This window comes from Streptomyces sp. BRA346, assembly GCF_052851135.1.
Genome location: NZ_JAIWIH010000108.1, coordinates 1 through 4,466, shown reverse-complemented (window position 1 = coordinate 4,466; position 4,466 = coordinate 1). Strand labels below are relative to the sequence as shown.

The window sequence follows — 4,466 nt, the reverse complement described above, 5'->3', positions numbered from 1 at the left end:
GCACGAGCCGTGGTGGACACCGAGCAGCAGCAGGTGCCCGACTTCGACGCCGAGGGCACGGTGTTGGTGACCGGTGCCAGCGGCACGCTGGGCGGGCTGCTGGCGCGGCACTTGGTGGCGGAGCGCGGCGTACGCCACCTCCTCCTGGTCAGCCGTCGCGGCGCGGAGGCTCCCGGTGCACCCGAACTCGGCGCCGAACTGACCGAGCTGGGCGCCAAAGTGCACTGGGCCGCGTGTGACGTGGCCGACCGTGACGCGCTGGCTGAGGTGCTGGCGGCGGTTCCGGCCGAGCATCCGCTGACCGGCGTCGTCCACACCGCCGGTGTGCTGGACGACGGCGTGATCGGTTCGCTGACCGCTGAGCGGCTGGCCACCGTACTGCACCCGAAGGTGGACGCGGCCTGGAACCTCCACGAGCTGACGGCTGACCTGGACCTGAAGGCGTTCGTCCTGTTCTCGTCCGCTTCCGGTGTCTTCGGCGGCGCGGGTCAGGGCAACTATGCCGCCGCCAACGCGTATGTGGATGCGTTGGCGCAGCACCGTAGGGCGCGTGGTCTGGCCGGTACGTCCCTCGCCTGGGGCCTCTGGGCGGACTCCAGCGCGATGACCGGTGCCTTGGACGACGCGGATGTGTCCCGGATGAACCGGGGTGGCGTTGCCGCGCTGTCGGCCGCCGAGGGGCTGGAGCTGTTCGACGCGGCGCGCGGTGCGGGCGAGGCGCTGCTGGTGCCGGTGCGGCTGGATCTGGCGGCGGTGCGGGCCGAGGCCGCGTCGTCGGGTGTGGTGGCGCCGTTGATGCGTGGGCTGGTGCGGGTGCCGACGCGGCGTACGGCGGAGGGTTCCGCCGGGACGGGTGCGCTGGCGCAGCGGCTGGCCGGGCTCGGCGAGGCCGAACAGCTCGACCTCTTGCTGGGGCTGGTCCGTACGCAGGTCGCCGCCGTCCTGGGCTACGGCTCCGCCGACTCCGTGGACCCCGATCGCGCCTTCCGCGACCTGGGCTTCGACTCGCTGACCGCCGTCGAGCTGCGCAACCGGATGAACGCGGCCGCCGGCATGCGGCTCCCCGCCACCCTGGTCTTCGACTACCCGACCTCCCTCGTCCTCGCCGAACACCTCCGGGCCGAACTGGCGGGCACACAGGGTCAGTTGGCCGTACCGTCGTCGACCGTGGGCGCGGTCGACGACGAGCCGATCGCCATCGTCGCCATGAGCTGCCGCTTCCCGGGCGGAGTGCGCACCCCCGAGGACCTGTGGCAGCTGCTGGCCTCCGGCCAGGACGCCATCTCCGGCTTCCCCGTCGACCGCGGCTGGGACCTGGACACGATCTACCACCCGGACCCCGAGCACCCGGGCACCTCGTACACCCGCGAGGGCGGCTTCCTCCACGAGGCCGCCGACTTCGATCCCACCTTCTTCGGGATCTCGCCGCGCGAGGCCGTCGCCACCGACCCGCAGCAGCGGCTGCTGCTGGAGACGTCGTGGGAGGCGTTCGAGCGCGCGGGCATCGACCCGACGACCCTGCGCGGCAGCCAGACCGGTGTCTTCGCGGGCGTCATGTACCACGACTACGCCACGCTCGTGGAGCAGGCCCCCGACGGCGGCGGCGAGGGCGCGATCGGCTCCGGCAGCACCGGCTCCATCGCCTCCGGCCGGGTCGCGTACGCCCTCGGTCTTGAGGGCCCGGCGGTGACGGTGGACACGGCCTGCTCGTCGTCGCTCGTCGCCCTGCACTGGGCGATGCAGGCCCTGCGGGCGGGGGAGTGCTCGCTGGCGCTGGCCGGTGGCGTCACGGTGATGGCCACCCCGGCCACCTTCATCGGCTTCAGCCGCCAGGGCGGCCTGTCCGCCGACGGCCGTTGCCGCTCGTTCTCGGCGGACGCGGACGGCACGGGCTGGGCCGAGGGCGCGGGCATGCTGCTCGTGGAGCGGCTGTCGGACGCGCGGCGCAACGGCCACCCGGTGCTGGCCGTCGTCCGTGGCAGCTCCGTCAACCAGGACGGTGCGTCGAATGGTCTGACGGCGCCCAACGGCCCGTCGCAGCAGCGCGTCATCCGCGCGGCCTTGGCCGGTGCGGGTCTGTCGGCCGCCGAGGTGGATGCGGTCGAGGCGCACGGTACGGGGACGACGCTGGGTGACCCGATCGAGGCGCAGGCGCTGCTCGCCACGTACGGCCGCGACCGGTCCGAGGACCTGCCCCTGCTGCTGGGTTCCATCAAGTCCAACATGGGCCACACGCAGGCCGCGGCCGGTGTCGCCGGTGTGATGAAGATGGTCCTCGCCATGCAGCATGGGGTGCTGCCGCAGACCCTGCACGCGGGCGAGGCGTCCCCGCACGTCGACTGGTCGGCGGGCGCGGTGTCGCTGCTGACCGAGCAGACGCAGTGGCCGGAGACCGGCCGTCCGCGCCGCGCGGGTGTGTCGTCGTTCGGCATCAGTGGCACCAATGTGCACACGATCATCGAGCAGGCCCCGGTGGTCGAGGCGGAGCCCGTCGCCGACATCACCCCGCCGGTGCTGCCCTCGGTGATCTCCGGCCGCAGCGCGGCCGCGCTGCGCGCCCAGGCCGAACGCCTCCGGGCCCATGTGGACGCCCACCCCGAACTGCGCCCCGTCGACCTCGGTTACTCGCTCGCGACCACGCGTTCCGCCTTCGACCACCGCGCCGCCGTCGTCGCTGACGACCGCGCCGGGCTGCTGGCGGGTCTGGAGGCGCTGGCGGAGGGTCGCGGTGCTGCGGGGCTCGTTGAGGGTTCGGTGGCGGGCGGCAAGGTGGCGTTCCTGTTCACGGGGCAGGGGAGCCAGCGGCTGGGGATGGGGCGTGAGCTGTACGACGCCTATCCGGTGTTCGCGGAGGCGTTGGATGCGGTGTGCGATGCGCTGGACGCGCATCTTGAGCAGCCGCTGAAGACGGTGCTGTTCGGGGACGACCCGGCGGTGCTGGACCAGACCGGTTTCACGCAGCCTGCGCTGTTCGCAGTCGAGGTGGCGTTGTTCCGGCTGGTGGAGGCGTGGGGTGTGACACCGGACTTCCTGTCCGGGCACTCCATCGGTGAGTTGGCTGCCGCGCATGTGGCGGGTGTGTTGTCGCTCGCGGATGCTGCGAAGTTGGTGGCGGCGCGTGGGCGGTTGATGCAGGAGCTTCCGGCCGGTGGCGCGATGGTCGCGGTGCAGGCGTCGGAAGATGAGGTGTTGCCGCTGCTCGGTGAGCGGGTGAGTATCGCCGCCGTCAACGGGCCCACGTCGGTGGTCATCGCGGGTGACGACGAGGCTGTGGTTGAGGTTGCGGCGTCGTTTGAGGCGCAGGGTCGTAAGACGAAGCGGCTTGCGGTCAGTCACGCGTTCCATTCGCCGCGTATGGACGGGATGCTGGAGGCGTTCCGTGAGGTTGCGGAGGGGTTGTCGTACGAGGCTCCGCGTATTCCGATCGTCTCCAATCTGACCGGTGATGTCGTCTCCGCCGAGGAGATCGCGACCGCCGACTTCTGGGTGCGCCATGTCCGTGAGGCGGTGCGCTTCCTCGATGGTGTGCGCGCTCTGGAGGCCCAGGGCGTCAGCACGTTTGTGGAGCTGGGTCCGGACGGTGTGCTCACTGCCATGGCGCAGGAGTGTGTGACTGGCGACGACGCGGCGTTCGCGTCCGTCTGTCGCAAGGACCGTGCCGAGGTCGAGGCGCTGGTGTCGGCTGTCGCGCGGGCGCATGTCCGTGGCGTGGCCGTCGACTGGGGTGCCGTCTTCGCCGGTACGGGCGCCGTTCGCGTCGACCTGCCGACGTACGCCTTCCAGTACGAGCGCTACTGGCCGGAGGTCCCGGCCGCTGCGCTGGGTACGGCCGGGCTGGGGCTGGCGACCGTGGATCATCCGCTGGTGGGGGCTGCTGTGCCGCTCGCGGGTGGTGACGGGCTTCTGTTGACCGGGCGGTTGTCGGTGCAGACGCATCCGTGGCTGCTCGATCACGTCGTGATGGGGTCGGTGCTGCTGCCGGGCACGGCGTTCGTTGAGCTGGCGGTTCACGCTGGTGACCAGGTCGGGTGCGGCCTGGTGGAGGAGCTGACGTTGGAGGCGCCGTTGGTGCTTCCTGAGGTGGGTGGCGTTCAGCTTCAGGTGTCGGTCGGTGCGATGGACTCGGGGCTTCGTGCGTTCGAGGTGTACTCGCGGCTTGAGGACGTGGCTGCGGACGAGCCGTGGGTGCGCCATGCCTCGGGTGCTCTGGCAGAGGTCGCCCCGGCTGCGCCGTCCGACCTGGGTGTGTGGCCTCCGGCCGGGGCGACGCCGGTTGGGCTGGAGGGTCTGTATGAGGGCATGGCGGGCCTTGGGTTGGCGTATGGGCCGGTGTTCCAGGGGTTGACGTCTGCCTGGCGGCTGGGTGGTGAGGTCTTCGCGGAGCTGGAGTTGCCGGAGGATGCGCGGTCGGAGGCGGGTGCGTTTGGTGTGCATCCGGCGTTGCTGGATTCGGCGTTGCATGCGGT

General features: G+C 71.6%; 1 protein-coding gene. It reads left to right on the top strand.

Translation table 11 applies throughout. The features are described from left to right. Nucleotides 1-4,466 (top strand): type I polyketide synthase (locus LCH29_RS43515; protein ID WP_446467212.1); only part of this gene is annotated, 4,466 nt, incomplete at both ends.